We start from the raw sequence: 14901 nt of genomic DNA, 5'->3' as shown, positions 1-14901 counted from the left end.
CACGGACGCGGAGGGCCGCCTCATCCTGGCCGACGCCCTGGCCTACGCCGCCCGCTACCAGCCCCGGGCGGTGATCGACGTGGCCACCCTCACCGGGGCCGCGATCATCGCCCTGGGGCAGGACGTGGCCGCCGCCCTTTTCGCCGACGACGAGGGGCTGGCCGCGGCGCTGGTGCGGGCGGCCGAGGCCACCGGCGAGCGGCTCTGGCGGATGCCCCTGTGGGAAGATTACCTCGAGCGCATCCGGAGCGACGTGGCCGACGTGAAGAACAGCGGCGGCCGCTACGGCGGGCTGGGGACCTCGGCCATGTTCCTCAAGCAGTTCGCCCCGGAGGGGGCTCCGTGGGCGCACCTGGACATCGCCCCCGTGGATATGGCGGAGAAGGCCCGGGGGTATATCCCGAAGGGAGGCACCGGGTTCGGGGTGCGCCTGCTGGTGCGGTATCTGGAGGAAAGCGCCGCCCCGTGAAGAGAGAGGGGGCGCCCTGCGGCGCCCCCTCTTCATATTGGCGATGGCTTCCCCTATGGGGCCTTCACCACCTCGGGAGCGTAGACCGGGACGCACCAGTGCCGGTAGCGGGGCACCTTGCCCCGGACCACATCGAAGTAAAGGTCGTGGAGCCGCCGGGTGATGGGGCCGATCTCCCCGTTGCCCACCGGACGCCGGTCCACGGAGGCCACGGGGACCAACTGGACGCCGGTGCCGCACAAGAACATCTCGTCCGCGTAGTAGAGTTCGGTGCGGTCGATCCGGCGCTCCACCGTGGGGACGCCCAGTTCGTTGTGGGCCAGCTCGATGATGGTGCGCCGGGTGATGCCCTCCAGGATCTCATCGGTCACCGGCGGGGTGATCAGAACGCCGCCGCGGACGATGAGGAGGTTCTCCGCGCTCCCCTCAGCCACGTGACCGTCTTCGGTGAGCACGATGGCCTCGTCGAAGCCGTTGAGCATGGCCTCGCTCTTGGCCAGGGCCGAGTTCACGTAAGCCCCGGTGATCTTGGCCCGGGCCGGGATGGCGTTGTCGCTGAGGCGCCGCCACGAGGAGATCATCACATGGGCCGCCTCCCGCTCGATGTAGTGGCCGAAGGGGGTGGTCCAGATGGTCAGCTCCTCCTTGAGGTTGTGGAGGCGCACCCCGATGACCTCCTCGGCCTTGTAGGCGATGGGGCGGATGTAGACGTCCTCCCGGTAACCTTCCTTCTGAAGCAGCTCCACCGTGATCCGGGTGAGGTCCTCGGGCGTGTAGGGGAAGTTCATCAACAGGAGGCGCGCGGAGGCCAGGAGCCGCTCGTAATGCTCGCGGGGGCGGAAGATGTAGAGTTCCTGATCCTCCTCGTTCCAGTAGGCGCGGATCCCTTCGAAGACCCCGGTGCCGTAGTTGAAGGCGTGCGTGCGCACGCTGACCACCGCCTCCTCGATGGGGACGATACGACCCTTGAAGAACGCGTAGCGGCCGCTCATGGCCTGCCTCCTCAAGATCTGGAGATCCCGTGGGCGGGAGGCCTCGCCCAAGAGCCTCCCGCCCCCATTATACCGCGGGGCCGCCGCGGGCGGGCTCCTTGCCCCCCTGACCCGTTTGGGCTAAGATGTGGAGGGAGGAGGAGAAAAATGCGGCCGTCCGCGGGCATGGTGGGGGTGGGCAGCGACGCCGGAAAGCCGATTCCCATCCTGGAGGAGGTTCCCATGACCACCACAGCGACCCCCCAGGAGGTCAAGTATATCGGGAAGCCGGGCGAGGTCCCCTTCGCCAAGGGCCTGGAGGGGGTGATCGTCGCGGAGTCGGTGAAGAGTTATGTGGATGGCGTCGCCGGCCGCCTGATCTACCACGGCATCCCCATCGAGACCCTGGCAGAGAAATCCACCTTCGAGGAGACCGCTTTCCTCCTCCTCTACGACAAGCTCCCCACTGAGGAGGAACTGGACGTCTACAAGATGCGCCTCCGCCAGTATCGGGAGATCCCCGATGAGGTTTACGACTTCATCTCCCGCGCCGGGCGCCGATACAACTTCCATCCGATGTCGGTGCTGCGAACGGCGATCTCCATGTTGGCGGCCTTCGACGACTCCGCGGAAGAGGACACGATGATCGCCCACGAGCGGGAGGCCATCAAGCTCACCTCGCGCATGGCGACGGTGGTGGCCGCCATCGGCCGCGCCCGCAAGGGCCTCCCGCCGGTCCACCCCCGCCCCGACCTGAGCCACGCCGCCAATTTCCTCTACATGCTCTTCAGCGAGGAGCCGGACCCCTTCTACGCCCGCGTCATGGACGTGATCCTCATCCTCCACGCCGACCATGAGTGCAACGCCTCCACCTTCACCGTGCGGGCCATCACCTCCACCCTCAGCGACATGTACTCGGCGGTGGTGGGCGGGATCGCCGCCCTGAAGGGGCCGCTCCACGGCGGGGCCAACGAGGAAGTTATGCATATGCTCCACGAGATCGGGGAGGTGGGGCGGGCGGAGGCGTGGGTGCTGCGGGCCCTGGCCCGCAAGAAGAAGATCCCCGGCTTCGGCCATCGGGTCTACAAGACCTACGACCCGCGGGCCCACATCCTTAAGGAATACGCCCTGGAAGTCACCCGCCGCGCCGGGACCGAGAAGTGGCTGCGGATGGCCGAGGTCATCGAGCGGGTGATGATCGAGCGGCTGGGGCAGAAGGGCGTGCAGCCCAACGTCGACTTCTACTCCGGCATCGTGATGGCCTCCATGGGCATCGAGACCGCCCTCTTCACCCCCATCTTCGCCGTCGGGCGCGTCGCCGGCTGGGTGGCGCACTCCCTGGAGCAGCGCAAGGACAACCGCATCTACCGGCCGCGCTTCGTCTACGTCGGCCCCGAACACATGGAATACATCCCCATCGAGGAGCGGGGCTGACCATGGGGGCCCCGAAAACGGGGGCCGCCCGGGCTTCCGGCCCGGGCGGCCCTTCGCTTTCGAGCGCCGCCGGCCCCTTCCCCATCCGGTCACCTGCACATCTTGTTCTCCACGCAGGCCTTCTGGAGGGCCTCCATGGCCGCCTTGGCGTCCCGGTTGGTGACGAAGTTGAACACAATGTCGTTGAAAGCGGTGGCGAAGCCCTCCGGTGCCGCCGAGCCGTGCACCTCGCTCGGGATCAATTGGTCCCGGGCGAAGTCGTCCATCGAGGACTGCAGGTAGACGTCGAACTTGCTCCGGTCGCAGTCCAGGCGGGCGCAGATGGAGCCCTTCTTGGGATTGAAGGCCTCCTGGCCCTCCTTGGAGCCGCAGACCTTCAGCCAGGCGATGGCCTGGTCCCGGTGCGGCGCCTTCTTGGGCAGGCCGAAGGTGTCCGTCACCACCATGAAGAGACCCCGATTGTTGGGGGCCGGGACCCAGCCGTAATCCACGCCGGGCTTGGCGCCCTTGGATAGAAAGTAGCCGTGGGACCAGTCCCCCATGATGGTCATGGCCGCCTTCCCGTCCAGGACCAACTGGGTTGCCGAGTCCCAGGTGTGGGCGGCGTGGTCCTCGTTGACGTAATCCAGCATCCGCCCGAAGATCTCGAAGGCCTGGGCCACCTCTGGCCCCGTCCACGGCGTCTGGCCGGTCCACAGGCCCCGGTATTTCTCCGTCCCCAACACGCCGGCCAGCACCGTCTCGAAGAGGTGCGCCGCCTCCCACTTGAGTTTGTCCCCCAGGGCCAACGGGGTGATCCCTTTGGCCTTCAGGGCCTCGGCGACCTGGAAGAACTCGTCGAAGGTGGTCGGCGGCTTCAGCCCGTGCTGGTCAAAGATCTTCTTGTTATACCAGAGGATGTTGCCGCGGTGGACGTTGACAGGGACGGAGTAGATCTTTCCCTCGTGGCTGACCAGGTCGATCAGCTGCTTGGGGAACTTGTCCATCCACCCTTCGCTCTTCCACAGGTCGGTGATGTCCTCCATGTAACCGGTCTTGACCCAGGTGTCGATCAGCTCGGCCCCACCGTGGACCTGGAAGGAGTCCGGGGGGTCGCCGCCCAGCATGCGGGTTTTGAGGACGGCTTTGGCCTGGGCCCCGGCGCCGCCGGCCACGGTGGCGTTGATGATCTCCACGCCGGGGTATTTCTGGCGGTAAACCGCGAACATCGCCTCCAGGCCTTCTGCCTCGCCCCCGGCCGTCCACCAGGAGAAGATCTCCAGTTTCTTGACCGGGGCGGGGGTGGCGGGCTGGGCACAGGCTGCCAGGAGGAGGGTCAGGACGAGCAAGAGGGCCATCGAAAGGAAGCCCCGTTGTCGCCAGCACATCGCACACCTCCTTTGGACAGCGGGCGGACGTTCAGATCAAACGAACCTAAGGAGGTCGGCGGCGCTCCGGGGTCGCCGGCTCGATTTCTATTGTAAAGAGGTCAGCCCCTATGTCAAGCGCGAGCGCATCGTCCCTCGGGCCTTCCGCCCCAGAAGGAGGGTATAATTGCCTGCTAAGGAGGAAACGATGACGGAAGCCGCCATGTGGCGGGGGATCATCCATACCTATCGTCCGTTCCTGCGGATCGCCCCCATCGATCCGATCACGCTGTATGAGGGGAATACCCCCCTGCTCCCGGCCCCCCAGCTGGCCCGCGCCCTGGGTTTCGCCGGGTGTCTCTACCTCAAATATGAAGGCCTCAACCCCACGGGATCGTTTAAAGACCGCGGCATGACCACAGCCATCACCCAGGCGGCCGCCGATGGGGCCCGGGCGGTGATCTGCGCCAGCACCGGGAACACCGCTGCCTCGGCGGCCGCCTACGCGGCCCGGGCCGGGATGCGCGCCATCGTCCTGGTGCCCGCCGGCCGGATCGCCCTGGGGAAGCTCTCCGCCGCCATGGCTTATGGGGCCGCTGTCCTCGCGGTGGAGGGCAACTTCGACACAGCCCTGGACTTGGTCCGTCGTGCGGTGGATGATTACCCCCTGGCCCTGGTCAACTCCCTGAACCCCTATCGTCTGGAGGGCCAGCAGACGGCGGCCTTTGAGATCTGCGACGCCCTGGGAGAGGCGCCGGACTGGCTGTGCATCCCGGTCGGTAACGCCGGCAACATCACTGCCTACTGGAAGGGCTTCCGCGCCTATCACCGGGCCGGCCGCATCGCCACCCTCCCACGGCTCCTGGGCGTCCAGGCCGAAGGCGCCGCCCCCCTTGTCCACGGCCGGCCGGTGGACCGCCCGGAGACGGTGGCCACGGCCATCCGCATCGGGCGGCCCGCCCGAGGGCCCGAGGCCCTTCAGGCCGTCCGGGAGTCCGGCGGCCGCTTCCTGGCGGTCTCGGACGCCGAGATCCTGGAGGCGTGGCGGATGATCGCCGCGCTGGAGGGCCTCTTCGTCGAGCCGGCCTCGGCCGCCTCCATCGCCGGGCTGCGCCGTGCCCTGGCGGAGGGCATAGTGCCCAACCGGCCCGAGGTGCGGGCGGTGGCCGTGCTCACCGGCCACGGCCTGAAGGATCCGGAGGTCGCGATGCAGACCTTGCCGCCCCCGATCGCCGTCGCCCCCGACTGGGATGCCCTCCGGAGGATCCTGGAGGGGTTGCTGGACGCACCCTAAGAAGCCATACCGGGAGGGTTCGATGGCCGAAGTGCTCGTCAAGTGGGTGGAGAAGCGCCAGTTCGTCGGGATCGACAGCACCCGCCACAGCGTGGTGATCTCCTTCACCCGCCACGGCATAGACATCTTCGGCACAGAGCCGGACAGCTGGGGGGACATGACGCTAGAGGAGCTGTGGCCGATCGCCATGGGGGCGTACTTGGCCTCCGACGTCCTCGACATCCTAGAGAAGAAGCGCCAGGCCGTCACCGGGCTGGAGGTGCGCGTCCACGGGGAACAGGATCCCAACTCTCCGTTGGCCTTCCGGCGGATCCACGTCCACTACCGGGTGCGCGGCCGGGAGCTCTCCCCCAAGGCGGTCGAGGACGCCGTGCGGCTGGTGAGCGCCACCGTGCCGGGCGTGGCGCAGATCACCCACTCCATCGAACTGGTGGAAGAGAGCCCATAGGGGGAACACGCCGGGGGGACGGCCGCCGGCGGCCGTCCCCCCGGCCCTTAGGGGGTGCGCGCTGGGCTATGGAAGCGCCCCCGTTATTGCCCCCCATTTTAATACACGGGGATGCTGGGGTCAACTTCGCGCGCCCACGCGTTGATGCCCCCACGCAGGTGCTTCACCCGCAACCCGGCCGACTGAAGGATACGGGCCGCCTGGGCGCTGCGGGCCCCGGACTTGCAGTAGACCACATATTCGCGGGTGGGATCGAGCCGGTGGAGCTGCTCCGGCAGCTCCCGCAGCGGGATGAGGACCGCTCCCTCCAGGTGGCAGATCTCCCACTCGTGGAGCTCCCGCACGTCCAGCAGCACGATCTGCTGGCCGTCCCGCTCCAGCATCGCCTTCAACTCCCGCGGGGTGATGTCGAACTCGGTGACGTGCTCCTCGATCACCCGGACGCCACAGAAGGCTTCGTAATCGATCAGCTCCCGAATGGTGGGGTTCTCACCGCAGACGGGGCAGGCCGGGTTCTTGCGCAGCCTCAGCTCGCGGAACCGCATGCTCAGGGCGTCGTAGAGCAGCAGACGCCCGATGAGGGGCTCGCCCTGGCCGATGATCAGTTTGATGGCCTCGGTGGCCTGGATGGCGCCGATGACCCCCGGCAGCACCCCGAACACCCCACCCTCGGCGCAGGAAGGCACCAGGCCGGGCGGCGGGGGCTCCGGGTAGAGGCAGCGGTAGCACGGACCGACCCGGGCATCGAAGACGGTGGCCTGGCCCTCGAAGCGAAAGATGCTGCCGTAGATCAGCGGCTTGCCCAGAAAGACACAGGCATCGTTGACCAGGTAGCGCGTCGGGAAGTTGTCCGTGCCGTCGATGATGATGTCATAGTCCCGAAGGATGTCTCGGGCGTTCTGGCTGTTCAGCAGGACCTCATGGGTCTCCACCGTGATATCTGGGTTCAGGTCCAGCAAGCGGGCCTTGGCCGAGGCCAGCTTGGGCTTGCCCACCCAGGAGGTGCCATGCAGGATCTGGCGCTGTAGATTGCTCTCGTCCACCACGTCGAAATCCACCAGGCCGATGCGTCCCACCCCTGCGGCGGCGAGATACAAGGCGGCCGGGGAGCCCAGCCCGCCGGCGCCGATGATCAGGACGCTGGCGGCCTTCAGTTTCTTTTGACCGGCCAGCCCCACCTCCGGCATCAACAGATGTCGGCTGTAGCGCCGGATCTCCTCATGGGTTAAGACGACCTCGTTCACGTTCAACATGGCGCCTCCCTTTCCATAGATTCGATCGTCGGCCGACCCCTTTCCACTATCGCGGCCGGCCGGCGCTGTTGCAGCATGTGCCATTGCCGGCGCAGCGTCTCCGCTGTGGCCACGCCGTTGTTCACCGCCCGCACCGTCCCCGCCGCGTCCACCCAGAGGGTGGTCGGGACCGTCCAGACGCGATAGCGGGCGGCCATCTCCGGGTCGGAGCCTACGTCCACCGCCCGGATGGCCACGGTCTCCCTCCATTCCGCCCGCAGGGTCTCCAGGATAGGGGCCTGCACCAGACGGCAGGGCCCACAGGCGGGCGTGTAGAAATACAGCAGGGTCAGCGGGCCCTTCCACTCCCCCGCCCGGGGGCGGGCCAGGCGGCGCTGGGCACAAGCCACCAGGCACCACGCCAGCCAGAGGGCCAGGAGGATCCCTGCCGCCGCCAAGGCCCGCGCGATCACCCCTCCACCTCCCGGCGCTCGATGGGACGGGCGGTGAAGCCCGGGACCCCCAGGCGGCTCAGCTGATAATAGACGAAGCAACCGGCGCAGAAGCCGAAGAAGAGGTTGAGGGCGGCCAACACGATGACCACCCACGTCAGCGCCCAGCCGGCCGCCAGGGCGCCCAGGAAGAGCGCCGCCGCCCCCGCCGCGAGGACCGCCCCGCCCAGCCCCTGAGCGAACCGGTGCGGCTCGGGGTTGTCCGTCAACACCCGCGGCCGGAGCCAGCCCCACGGCCGCAACAGGCGGAAATAGATCTGCTGGAAGAGGGCAGCCCCCGGGAGGGCGGTCCCCACCAGCATCACCAGGGCCACGAAGGCGACCAGCTCCGGACGATCCAGGATCCAGGCCAGCAGGTTGAGGGCGATGATACAGGCCTGGTTGAACTTCAAGGCCGTGTGATCCACCTTCCGCTCCGCCATCCGCTACCTCCCGCGATCGAGGGGACGATGCTCAGGGTCTGGCCGTCAGCGATGGGGGTCTCCTCCCCCTGCAGGTAGCGCACGTCCTCGTCCCCGAGATAAACGTTCACGAAGGAACGCAGGCGGCCGTCCTCGTTGAAGAGGTGCCGCCGGAGCTCCGGATAGCGCTCGGTCAGGGCCCGCAGGGCCTCCCCCACAGTCCCAGCCTCCACGGACACGACCTTCTCTCCCTTGGTGTAGGCTCGCAGCGGGGTCGGGATCAAGATTTGCACCGCCATCCGTCTCACCTCCTGCAGAAGATCCGGCTACCTGCCCCCGGCTCGGGGGCGCGGCGCTCATCCCGAGTCCTCCACGATCTCCAGGCCCTGCTCCTCGAAGGCGGAGCGGTCATCGGTCAGTTGCCAGACGCGCCAGTCGACGGCGCGGCCCCCTTCCACCGAAATGATGAGATACGCATACCAGGGCCAGGCGTGCTCCCGATCGAAGGCCGAGGGCCGGGCCGGATGATCGGGATGGGAATGGAAGAAGCCCAGGACCTCCTGGCCGCGGCGGGCGGCCAGGGCCTCGGCGGTCCGCACCTCCTCCGGCGGGATGAAGAAGCGATGGGTTTGCTCCTCCGGGTTGGCCCACCGGTTGGGCACCAGGTGCAACCCCTCGACCATCTTGACGCCGTCCACCTCGCGGCCCAGAAGGATCCCGCACGCCTCGGCCGGATACCCGGCCTCGACGTGGGCCTGGATCTGAGCGGCGTGTTCCCGACGCAGCCGCAACGCCATCTTCCCCTCCGACGATCGCTGGGTTCCCTGGGCCTATCGCGGCAGTGGGCCCGCGGGCCGTCCCGTCACCTCTTCCTCAAACCAGAAGGGCTCGCTCAAATACTTGTAGCCGGCGTCGGGGAAGAGGGTGACCACCACCCCCTCCCGCAGCCGAGCGGCCACTTTGAGGGCGGCCGCCATGGCCGCGCCCGCCGAGATCCCTACAAACAGCCCCTCCTCCCGAGCCAGACGCCGGGCCATGGCGTAAGCCTCCTCCGTGGAGATCGGGAGGATCTCATCGATCAGGTCCGGGTCATAGATGCCCGGCCGGATCGCCGTCTCCATGTGCTTCAGTCCCTCCAGGCCGTGGAAGGGCCCGTCGGGCTGCACGCCGATCAGATGGATCCGTGGGTTCTGCTCCTTCAGCCAGCGGCCGACCCCCATCATCGTGCCGCTGGTCCCCAGGCCGGCCACGAAATGGGTGACGCGTCCCTCGGTCTGCGCCCAGATCTCGGGCCCCGTGGTCCGGTAATGGGCCTTCCAGTTGGCCGGGTTGTTATATTGGTCCGCGTAGAAATAGCGCTCCGGGTCGGCCTCGTAGCGGCGGCGGGCCTCCAGGATCGCCCCGTCAGTGCCCTCCAAGGGATCCGTCAGGATCAGCTCGGCGCCGTAGGCCCGGAGGATGCGCAGCCGCTCGGGGCTGGCGTTGGCCGGGATGCACAGCGTCACCCGATACCCCCGGGCCGCCCCCAGCATTGCGTAGGCGATTCCCATGTTGCCCGATGTGGCGTCCAGGATGACCTTCCCCGGCCGCAACAGGCCCTCCCGCTCCGCCGTCAGGAGGATCTCCCGGGCCGGCCGGTCCTTCACCGAGCCCCCCGGGTTATACCACTCCGCCTTGGCATAGATCTCCACGGGCGCGAAGGGAGCGGCGATCCGCTGGAACCGCACCAAGGGCGTGTTGCCGATCAGCTCGAAGAGATCCCGGGCCGTCTCCTGCTGCATCCTGGGCAAGGTCTTTACCATGACGGCTCCCCGTCCAAACGGTGTATGGACAAAGAAAAAGGACCAACGCGCTTCGGCGGGCTGCGAACAGGCCGGAGGCCTCAACACCCAAAGGGGGCGCGGGGGCGTCGGCCACCCACCGACTCGGTTGGTCCTTCGGCGGCGGGAGGGAGGATCCTGTCCGGATCCTCACCCCGGGCGGGTGGCGTTAACGCCCCCGCCCAGGACAGATGCAGTGCCAGCGCGATCCGATGGTCGGCATTTCTATGGGTCCCGTCAGCGTTTTGTAAACATCATACGAGACCCCCCCGGGCCTGTCAAGTTTTGGTCCAAACCAAGGCCGGGCTTATTTCTGACGGCCAGGGGGGGTGGCTTTAGGGCCCGGCGGGGGCTTGGATTCACGGCCGGGAGGTGTGCGATCCTGCAGGCCCGGCGGGGCGCGGGGCGTCTGTCGCTTCTCCTGACCGGGCGGGGTATGCTTCGGGCGCGGCGTCTCCCGCTTCTCCCCACCGGACGGCGTGGGCGGGGATCCACGCATCTCCCGCGTCGGTTCCGGCGTGAGGGTCAACGGCGGGGAGGCCACGGGAGTCGGCGGCCCGGTCTCCGCGTCCCCGCCGGAGGGCACAAAGTGGGGGGACAGCCCATCCCAACGGACGCGGGCATGCGCCAGCGCCGCCTGGAGGGCCGGCGGGGCCGCCCGCAGTGCCTGCTCTAGGAAGGCGCCCTGGCGTCGGTAGAGGGCTTGGGCGCGGCCGCGCCAGGCCGGCGCGCCCTCGGAGAGACGCGGGGCGATCTCCTCCAGATGCTGCAGGCTCTCCTCGGCAACCGCCGGGAACCACCGGCCCCGCGCGGCAGCCCCCTCGAACTCCGACCAGCGGCGTTCGGCCAGCCAGAGGGCCCGCTCCTCTGGGGGCATGGACGCCGCGAGGGCCGCCTCCACCGCCCGCTTCAACGGATAGAGCGGCGCGTCGGGCAGACTGGCCTCGGCGGCGGCGGCCAGGCCCAGGATCCCCAGGAGCAACCCGGCGAAGGCGGCTAGCGCCAGGGCCCAGCGGAACATCGGAACGGCCCGGCGAGCGGCTTGCCTCTGGGCCGTCCAGGCCTGCCCCTGGCGGATCAGCTGCTCCCGAGCGGCCGGGGAGAGCGCCACCTGTTGCCCGCGCCGTACCCACAGGGCGGCCTCGAGCAGCGGACGCAGGGACGCCGCCTCCGGGATCTCCCGCAGACAGGTCTCCAAGTCGGCTCCATCCTCCAGGCGGCGGAGGCAACGCTCCAGCAACTCGGCTTCCCAGATTTCGGTTTCTCGGACCATCAGCGGGCCTTCTCCAGATATCGCGCCAACGTGCCCAGCGCTCGATGCTGCAGGGCCTTGACCGCGCCGACCGTCTTGCCCATCGCGCGGGCCACTTCCTCCAGGCTCATCCCAACCAGAAAGCGCAGGGTGATCACCTCCCGCTGCTCGGGGGTCAGCACCCGCAGGGCCCGCTCGATCATTTCAGAGGCGTCGATGGCATCCTCAGGGACCTCCCGCGTGACATACGGGCCGGTCTCGGTGTCCTCCAGGGCGGCGGTGGGATGCCGGTGCTGCCGACGCCAGTGATCGATCAACCGGGCCCGGGCGATGCGGAACAGCCAGGCGCCGAAGGGCAGCCCCCGTTCCTCGTATCGCGGCAGATCTTCGATCATCTTCAAGAACACATCGGCTGTGAGATCCTCCGCCGTTTCCGCATCGCCCAGGCGGTAGAAAAGATAGCGGTAGATCCCATCGGCGTAATGCCGATAAAGGGCCGCGATGGCCTCGGGGTCCCCCTGGCGGGCCCGGGCGATCCAGCGCTTCTCATCCGGATGAGGGGTGAGCAGACCCATCCCTCATCCTCCTATGAAACCGCTCGTGACGGCAGGAACGTCACGCGTATCCTCTCCGGACAGCCCAACGGTTTTGTTAGCAGACCAGCGAGTGTCAGAGATTCTTAACCCCTGTTGTCAGCACCGTCCTCCACGGTGCCGAGAAACCCAGAGGGAGGCTTGCCATGCGATCCGTTCGATCCGGAATGGTTGGCAGTTTGTTAGGCATCGGCCTGGCCTTGATCCTGGGGCTGGTGCTGGCCCGGGTGGCAGGGGCAACGCCCGGGGCGGAGGACCCAATGCCAACGCCCCAGGCGACGCCGACCGGGACCGTGACCCGGGTTCACCCCGTGGCCCTGGCGCTGTCCCGCTGGGTCAGCCAGACCTTCCCCGCTTATGGGATCACCTCCACCGTTTCGCTGACTGAGATCTTGGGCCTGCACACCCAGGGCTTCGGCTACGGCGAGATCGCCCGCGCCCTCTGGCTGGTGCTGGCCACCCGGTCCGACAACAACCCCACCAACGATCTCACGTTGGAACAGGCCCTGACGTTGGGCCACCAGATTGGCTGGGGCCAGGCCTACCGGCAGTATGGCGTGCATCCCGGCGGCCGGGGCCTGGGGGCGATCATGCGCGCCGCCAAGGAGAAGCCCACGGTGAAAGCCATCTCCGCGCCCGCCGGCACGCCGACAGCACCGGGCCCCCGCAAGACCCCACCCGGGTGGGGGCGGAGCCGGCGCCCGTGATCGCCGGCGGCTAATCCTCCCGGCCGAACCGCTGGGCCAACTGTCCCAGCGGGAACCGCAGGATCGTCGGCCGGCCATGCGGGCAGGTCCAAGGCATGGCACAGCGCTCTAGGGCGCGCACCAGGTGCTGCATCTGCTCCATGCTGAGGACCTGCCCGGCTTTGACGGCCGCCCGTTTGCAGATGATGCGCAGCAGCCGCTCCTCCAACCTCCCCGCCATCGGCGGGCGGGCCTCCCGGAGGTCCAGCAGCACGTCCTGCAAGGCGGGCCCGATCGCCCCGGGCGGCAGGCCCGCCGGGACGGCGGTCACGCGCACGGCCCGGGGCCCGAAGGGCTCCAGGAGGAAGCCCACCTCCTGCAGCGCGGCCCGGCTCTCCTCCAGAAGGTCCATCTCCTCCGGCGATACTTCAAACAGCAGGGGCTCCAGCAGCGGCTGCGCCGGGAGCGGCCCCTCCGCCCGCTGGGCGCCGAGGGTTTCAAACAGCACCCGCTCGTGGGCGGCATGCTGGTCCAGCACATAGAGGCCGTCTGGCCCCTCGGCGATGATGTAAGCCGCCTGGATCTGCCCCACCACTCGCAACGGCGGAAGCCCTCCGGCCCCTTCGACCCCGATCGCCTCGGCGGGACGCGCGGCTGACCCCGCCGGCAGCGGAAGCCCCGGGGCGGGGGCGGCCGGCGGGCGAAGGAGGTGCGCCACGGGGACGGAGGTCTCCCGGCGCAGGGCCTGAAGGATCGTCCCGTGGACCAGCCGAAAGATCCCCTCGGGATCCCGGAAGCGGACCTCGATCTTGGCCGGATGGACGTTGACGTCCACCTGATCGGGGGGCATCTCCAACCACAGGAAGGCCCAGGGATACCGCCCGCTCGGGAGCAGGGTGTGATAGGCCTGCAGCACCGCCGCAGGGAGCATCCGATCGTGGACCCATCGTCCGTTCACAAAGAAGGCCAGTTCCTGGCGATCGGGCCGATGTCGGTCGGGGGGGCTGATCCAACCCCAAACCCGCAGCGCCCCCTCGGCCCCGGCAACGGCCAGGAGGACCTCTGCCAGTTCTGCCCCGTAGAGGGCCGCCAGCCGATGCCGTGGATCTCTCACCGCCGGCAGGGCGAGGACCTCCCGGCCGTCGTGGCGCAGCCGGAAATGCACGTGGGGGTAGGCCAGGGCGTAGCGGCTGACCCAGAGATCGATCCAGCGGCGCTCAGCGCTTTCGCGGCGCAGGAATTTGCGCCGCGCCGGCGTGTTGAAGAACAGGTCCTCCACGATCATCTCCGTCCCTGGCGGGCGGGCGATGGGTCGATGCCCCAGGAGCCGGCCGCCCTCGATCCGGGCCTCAACGCCCAAAGCCTCGCCGGCGGCGCGGGTGCGGCAGGTCACCCGGGAGACGGCTGCGATGGCTGCCAGGGCCTCCCCGCGGAACCCCAGGGTGGTGATGCGGAAGAGATCCTCGGGGGAGGTCAATTTGCTGGTGGCGTGGCGGGCGAAGGCCAGCGGAACCTCAGCGGCGGGGATCCCCTCGCCGTCATCGGCCACCCGGACACGCCGTTGCCCGCCGCCTTCGATCTCGACCTCGATCTGGGACGCGCCGGCATCCAGGGCGTTCTCCATCAGCTCCTTCACCACCGAGGCCGGCCGCTCCACCACCTCCCCCGCGGCGATCTGGGCCACCAGATCCGGGTCCAGAACCCGAATGGGCATCCCCGCACCCCACCGTGCAGATCGTGTGTTCGTATTTTGATCCCTCCCGCCTCCGAGGGCAAAAGGGGCCTTGGACGTTGGTCCGTCCTCATCCGGGCGGCGTCCCGCGATCTGCATGGAAAAAGCGGAGGGAGCCTCCGTCGGGAGGCTCCCTCCGCCGGGTGGATGGATCGGGCGCTGCGGTTACTCGGACAGGCGGACGACCTGTTCGGCCTGGAGGCCCTTGGGCGTCTCGCGGATGGTGAACTCCACCCGCTCGCCCTCTTCGAGGTTACGGAACCCCTGGCCGACGATGGCGGTGTAGTGGACGAAGACGTCGCGATCCCCTTCGTCGGGCCGGATGAAGCCGTACCCCTTCGTCCGGTTGAACCAGCGGACGGTGCCCTTGACACGCTGACCAGCCATTGCTGCAACTCCTTGAGAAAGTTTTTGAAGCCCGCAGGGGGCGGACTCCCGACAGACCTAGATGGAACGCTCGGCCGGACGAAGGGGATCCTCCAGCCCCAGGGCCGGCCTTCAACAAAAAAGCCGTCGGGCGAGTCCTGCGTTGACCCGACGGCCCAACGATCAGAACATCCCCCTCACGCTCCGGTTCGCTCGTTCCGCCCTTTATCATAGCCAAACCGGGCGATTTGTCAAGAAGGGCCGAGGGGCCGTCGGAGGCGCTCCGTTTGTCATGAGGTGATGGGGGTGAGGCCGTGGGCGGTGAGGGCTTCGGGGTTGAGGAGG

At 68.4% G+C, this 14901-nt stretch carries 16 protein-coding genes and 1 pseudogene; 5 read left to right on the top strand and 12 right to left on the bottom strand.

The features are described 5' to 3' along the window. A pseudogene (locus tag C4313_RS02135) lies at positions 1-469 on the top strand (leucyl aminopeptidase); the annotation flags it as partial. 53 nt (positions 470-522) lie between these two features. On the opposite strand, the gene C4313_RS02130 reads toward C4313_RS02135, so the two are convergent. Then, entirely contained in the window at positions 523-1461 is a 939-nt protein-coding gene (locus tag C4313_RS02130) for a branched-chain amino acid transaminase (protein ID WP_352428231.1), read from the bottom strand. Between the two features lie 147 nt (positions 1462-1608). Here C4313_RS02130 and C4313_RS02125 point away from each other — a divergent pair, with 147 nt between their 5' ends. Further along, positions 1609-2874: a citrate/2-methylcitrate synthase gene (locus tag C4313_RS02125; RefSeq protein WP_352428230.1), complete on the top strand. Its 1266-nt coding sequence runs from the start codon at positions 1609-1611 to the stop codon at positions 2872-2874. An 89-nt stretch (positions 2875-2963) separates the two neighbouring features. On the opposite strand, the gene C4313_RS02120 is transcribed toward C4313_RS02125, so the two are convergent. After that, the gene (locus C4313_RS02120) at positions 2964-4241 is read right to left on the bottom strand and encodes an ABC transporter substrate-binding protein (RefSeq protein WP_352428229.1); all 1278 of its coding nucleotides are present in this window, start codon (positions 4239-4241) and stop codon (positions 2964-2966) included. A gap of 187 nt (positions 4242-4428) precedes the next feature. Between C4313_RS02120 and thrC the strand changes: the two genes are divergently transcribed. Together thrC and C4313_RS02110 are read left to right on the top strand one after the other, a co-directional pair. Continuing rightward, positions 4429-5514 carry a threonine synthase gene (gene thrC, locus C4313_RS02115; RefSeq protein ID WP_352428228.1) on the top strand — a complete coding sequence of 362 codons (1086 nt, stop codon included), beginning with the start codon at positions 4429-4431 and terminating at the stop codon, positions 5512-5514. Positions 5515-5536: 22 nt separating this feature from the next. Beyond that, positions 5537-5962: an OsmC family protein gene (locus tag C4313_RS02110; RefSeq protein ID WP_352428227.1), complete on the top strand. Its 426-nt coding sequence runs from the start codon at positions 5537-5539 to the stop codon at positions 5960-5962. Between the two features lie 98 nt (positions 5963-6060). Here the strand turns inward: C4313_RS02110 and moeB are convergent, their stop codons facing one another. The 8 genes from moeB to C4313_RS02070 all read right to left on the bottom strand — a co-directional run bounded on the left by moeB (position 6061) and on the right by C4313_RS02070 (position 11754). Beyond that, the gene (gene moeB, locus C4313_RS02105) at positions 6061-7215 is read right to left on the bottom strand and encodes a molybdopterin-synthase adenylyltransferase MoeB (protein WP_352428226.1); all 1155 of its coding nucleotides are present in this window, start codon (positions 7213-7215) and stop codon (positions 6061-6063) included. Next, positions 7209-7667, bottom strand: a complete 459-nt coding sequence (locus C4313_RS02100; RefSeq protein WP_352428225.1) for a TlpA family protein disulfide reductase — start codon at positions 7665-7667, stop codon at positions 7209-7211. The genes moeB and C4313_RS02100 overlap by 7 nt, the downstream gene beginning before the upstream one ends. Continuing rightward, a complete protein-coding gene (locus tag C4313_RS02095) occupies positions 7664-8128 on the bottom strand; it encodes a DUF4395 domain-containing protein (protein WP_352428224.1) in 465 nt (154 codons plus the stop codon). The genes C4313_RS02100 and C4313_RS02095 overlap by 4 nt, the downstream gene beginning before the upstream one ends. Then, positions 8095-8406 (bottom strand): ubiquitin-like small modifier protein 1, encoded by a 312-nt coding sequence (locus C4313_RS02090; protein WP_352428223.1) that lies wholly within the window; start codon positions 8404-8406, stop codon positions 8095-8097. The genes C4313_RS02095 and C4313_RS02090 overlap by 34 nt, the downstream gene beginning before the upstream one ends. 57 nt (positions 8407-8463) lie before the next feature. Beyond that, complete coding sequence (locus C4313_RS02085) at positions 8464-8904, bottom strand: M67 family metallopeptidase (protein WP_352428222.1); 441 nt, start codon at positions 8902-8904, stop codon at positions 8464-8466. A 33-nt stretch (positions 8905-8937) separates the two neighbouring features. Next, positions 8938-9909: a PLP-dependent cysteine synthase family protein gene (locus tag C4313_RS02080; protein WP_352428221.1), complete on the bottom strand. Its 972-nt coding sequence runs from the start codon at positions 9907-9909 to the stop codon at positions 8938-8940. Positions 9910-10234: 325 nt separating this feature from the next. Further along, on the bottom strand, positions 10235-11200 hold the full coding sequence (locus C4313_RS02075; RefSeq protein ID WP_352428220.1) for a hypothetical protein: 966 nt from the start codon (positions 11198-11200) through the stop codon (positions 10235-10237). Further along, a complete protein-coding gene (locus tag C4313_RS02070) occupies positions 11200-11754 on the bottom strand; it encodes a sigma-70 family RNA polymerase sigma factor (RefSeq protein WP_352428219.1) in 555 nt (184 codons plus the stop codon). The genes C4313_RS02075 and C4313_RS02070 overlap by 1 nt, the downstream gene beginning before the upstream one ends. Positions 11755-11918: 164 nt before the next feature. Here C4313_RS02070 and C4313_RS02065 point away from each other — a divergent pair, with 164 nt between their 5' ends. Next, a complete protein-coding gene (locus C4313_RS02065; RefSeq protein WP_352428218.1) occupies positions 11919-12479 on the top strand; it encodes a hypothetical protein in 561 nt (186 codons plus the stop codon). A 10-nt stretch (positions 12480-12489) separates the two neighbouring features. Here C4313_RS02065 and mutL read toward each other — a convergent pair whose 3' ends face one another. Together mutL and C4313_RS02055 are read right to left on the bottom strand one after the other, a co-directional pair. Continuing rightward, entirely contained in the window at positions 12490-14172 is a 1683-nt protein-coding gene (gene mutL / locus C4313_RS02060; RefSeq protein ID WP_352428217.1) for a DNA mismatch repair endonuclease MutL, read from the bottom strand. 183 nt (positions 14173-14355) lie between these two features. After that, positions 14356-14577: a cold-shock protein gene (locus tag C4313_RS02055; RefSeq protein WP_088571520.1), complete on the bottom strand. Its 222-nt coding sequence runs from the start codon at positions 14575-14577 to the stop codon at positions 14356-14358. Between the last annotated feature and the right edge of the window lie 324 nt (positions 14578-14901).

It is taken from the genome of Thermoflexus sp. (assembly GCF_040289485.1).
GTDB lineage: Bacteria > Chloroflexota > Anaerolineae > Thermoflexales > Thermoflexaceae > Thermoflexus.
Note: the sequence above shows the minus strand (reverse complement) of the source record. Positions and strands in the feature narration are given on the sequence as shown.